The 3431-nt window shown below is 60.0% G+C and carries 4 protein-coding genes; all 4 read left to right on the top strand.

Features of this window, described 5'->3' with window-relative positions; genetic code table 11:
• The first annotated feature begins 355 nt into the window (after positions 1–355).
• Positions 356–712 carry a hypothetical protein gene (locus tag H0V78_02500; protein ID MBA2350682.1) on the top strand — a complete coding sequence of 119 codons (357 nt, stop codon included), beginning with the start codon at positions 356–358 and terminating at the stop codon, positions 710–712.
• A gap of 137 nt (positions 713–849) precedes the next feature.
• Positions 850–1671: a c-type cytochrome gene (locus H0V78_02505; protein ID MBA2350683.1), complete on the top strand. Its 822-nt coding sequence runs from the start codon at positions 850–852 to the stop codon at positions 1669–1671.
• A 19-nt stretch (positions 1672–1690) separates the two neighbouring features.
• Positions 1691–3163 carry a TolC family protein gene (locus tag H0V78_02510; protein MBA2350684.1) on the top strand — a complete coding sequence of 491 codons (1473 nt, stop codon included), beginning with the start codon at positions 1691–1693 and terminating at the stop codon, positions 3161–3163.
• Positions 3163–3431: twin-arginine translocation signal domain-containing protein (locus H0V78_02515; protein MBA2350685.1), on the top strand; the 269-nt coding region annotated here is incomplete at its 3' end. The genes H0V78_02510 and H0V78_02515, both read left to right, overlap by 1 nt.

The raw sequence follows: 3431 nt of genomic DNA on the forward strand, positions 1-3431 counted from the left end.
CTAAATCTCTAGGCATCCGTTCAGTCCCGGCCGTGGTCATCGATGGCAAGCTTGCCGACTGCTGCGCTGGGCGCGGGCCCGATGAAGCCGCTTTGCGGCAAGCGGGATTGGGTCAGCCGATTTAACTTTTTGAAAGCCCAGGCCTCGCTGGCGTCGTGGTGACGCCGGAAATCCACGCTGACGAAGACTGGAACGCGAACGGAACGTATGTTTATCGCGTAGCACCTACAGAGAGTTAATCGAACTGGGCAAGACCGCTGACATTCCGGCAGAACTTTCCCGAATAGAGCGGTCTCAAACAGTAACTATCTCTTTCCGAAAACTTCGCGGAGAACCTTCCGCCTATAATCGTTTCATGGTTCGCCCAATCAAACGATTTGCCATTTTTGTTTTGTTCTGCGCCCTGGCCTTGCAAGGCTATGCAGCAGTGGCGATGCCGTTTTGCCAGCACAAGCCGGTAAATCCAACCGGGGCGATGTCCGATGCCGCGTCGATGGCTCATGCCCATCATGCCGGACATGAGCAAGGCAAGTCGGACAAAGGCCTTAATTGCGATGACTGCGCGTTCTGTCAGTTATGCGCGGCGCCGGCCCTGCCGGGAACTTTGCTTATCCAAGCGTCCGACCTTCGCCCGGCTCTGAATCCCGAAACTCCGGTTCATTTCTTCCTGTTCGTTCCCGAACAAACGCAGCACCCTCCTCTCTCTCTGTAGCATTCCGGCGCCGCCGTTCCGGCTGCAACATCGCGCTGCATTACGTGCGTTTGCGCGCGTCTGTTGCCGCCATTCCTGATCACATTTAGGTAAGCGTCGGCACGGAATTCACCGTGCGTTTGCAAAGAGAGGAAGTCATGAATCTGAAATTACTGGCGCCCGCGCTGTTGCTCGGCGGGTGCGTGAGCCATGTTGCGCCGCCGCCACTAGCTTCGAATCACCCTGCCAATCCGGATGCCGTAACCTCCCCGCTGCCGCCCGTCTCCCAAACCTTGGCGTCTTATGAACCGATCGCGGCGGCCGATCTGAGACCCCCAATGGACCATGGCGCTATGGATCACGGTTCAATGGAAAAAGGCAACGCCGAATCGAAACCTGACATGGACCACAAGTCCATGGGCCACGGCGCCATGAAAGAGTCGGAACACGGCGCCCTGAACCACAACGAAACGAAAGCAGGCGACTCGATGGCGAAGCCGGGCAAAAGCAGTGATTCGGCTAGAAGCAAGCCTTCGATGCAAGGCATGGACCACGGCGCGATGGATCACGGGACCATGAAGGGCATGGATCACGGCGCGCACTGGATGGCGCCGGAAGCCGCTGCCGCGCGCAAAAATCCGATGAAAGCAGATAAGGCATCCACCTCGCGTGGTGAGGCGTTGTTTCAACAAAACTGCGCTGCATGCCATGGCGTCAAGGGGCGCGGCGACGGTCCCGCTGGCGCTGCGCTCGATCCCAAACCTGTCGACCTGGCGGCGATGGCCGGCGAGCACCCGGACGGCGATTTCGCGTGGAAGATCGAAAACGGCCGCGGCGCAATGCCGGCGTGGAAAGGTGTGCTCACGCAAAACCAGATCTGGGATGTCGTGAACTACACGAAAAGCCTCGGCGGCGGCAGTGCAAAATCAGGAGAAGGAAAACGAGGGGGCGATCATGACCATAGCAAACACAAGCACTAGTCGGCCAAGGAAGCGCTCGTTGAACAGCAGGCGTAAAGCTTTGCCGCTGACCGCATTGCTCGCTTTGGCGCTCGCTGGCTGCGCAAGCATCTCCCCGAATGCGGGCTTCGACGACGTGCAAACGGAAGTTTCGCAACGCATAGATAAACGCGTGCAATGGCGCTCGGGCGGGACCGAGGATCAGGAGGTTGCGGCCGAAATCGCCGAGATGCTCAAAACAGAGCTCGATGTCGAATCCGCCGTACAGATCGCACTAATCAATAATCACGAGCTGCAGGCGACCTACGAATCGCTCGGCATTTCCCAGGCGAATCTGGTGCAGGCCGGGCTGCTCAGGAATCCGGTGTTCGATGCGGCGATCCTGTTTCCGAGCGGTGGCGGCGGCCGCGCCGAACTCGATTTCGGCATCGCCCAGGATTTTTTGAGCCTGCTCTACTTGCCTTTAAACAAGCGGCTCGCCGGCGCGCAATTCGAAGCTGCGAAACTGCGGGTCAACGCGGCCGTGCTCGGGTTGGCGTTCGACGTTCGCTCGCAGTTTTACCGAACTCAAGCCACCACGCAGATGGTCGAGTTGTTTCAGCAGGTGGTGACCAATACGGAGGCGTCTTATGGGTTTGCCAGGCGCTTGCGGGAAGCGGGCAACATCAACGACCTGGTTTTGTATCAGGAGCGCGCGCTGTACGAGGAATCGCGTCTCGGCCTGGCTGCGGCTGAAACGAATCTGGCGGTCGAACGTGAACGGCTTTCCGAACTGATGGGTCTGTGGGGTGCTGAGAGTCAATGGAAGATCGCCCCGCGGCTGCCGGAGATTCCCGAAGGGGAACCTGGGACAGATGGCTTCGAAGCGCGAGCGATCGAGATGAGCCTCAGCCTTGCCGCGCGGCGAAAACAGATCGAGGCCGCCGCTGGCGGGTTGGGATATGCCAACGCGACAGCACTGATCCCGAGCTTCGAAGCCGGCTTTCAGGCCGAGCGCGAAGAATCGTGGGAGCGCGGGCCGAGCTTCAGCTTCCAGATTCCGCTGTTCGACACCGGTCAGGCACGGCGCTTTGCCGCGCGCGCACAATTGCGGCAGGCGCAGGCCGAATATGCGGCATCGGCGGTCGCGACGCGTTCGGCGGCGCGTACGGCTTACGTGGCGCTGACCTCCGCGCGCGATCGCGCGTTGTTCGTAAAGAACGTCGTGCTGCCGCTGCGCTCCCGCATCGTCGATCAGACTTTTCTGCAATACAACGCGATGCAGGTCGGCGTGTTCCAGTTACTGACAGCGCAACGCGATCAGGTCGCGGCGGCGCGCCAGTATATCGAAACGCTGCGCGATTACTGGATTGCAAAAAGCGGTTTGCAGCAGATCGCAGCGGGCGGCGCGGCGGCAATGAACAATCTGCGGGAATCGATGGAATCGGCCTCAGGCTCGATGTCCGGAGGCATGGCTCGCAGCTCGGTCATCAGCGGTTCAAGCTTTGAATCGGTCAATCAAGGAGGTCAATGATGGTTACGCGACGTAAATTTTTAACGACGACGGCCGCGGTTGCGGGCGGCGCGGGCTTGGCTGCGGCGCCCGCAATGGCGGCACCGGAGAAGTCGAATGATCGGCGCGCGACGGCAAGAAATTCGCTCTACACGGCGCAACAATTGAAGGCCGTGGCGACGAATTCAGTCAAGCCGTTGTCGCCCGCCATGCCGGGCCGCGACTACACGCCGGTCGTCACACCGAACAACATCGCGCTGCCCTGGAAGGTCGTCGATGGCGTCAAGGT

This window comes from Burkholderiales bacterium, from assembly GCA_013695435.1.
Classification (GTDB): Bacteria; Pseudomonadota; Gammaproteobacteria; order Burkholderiales; family JACMKV01; genus JACMKV01.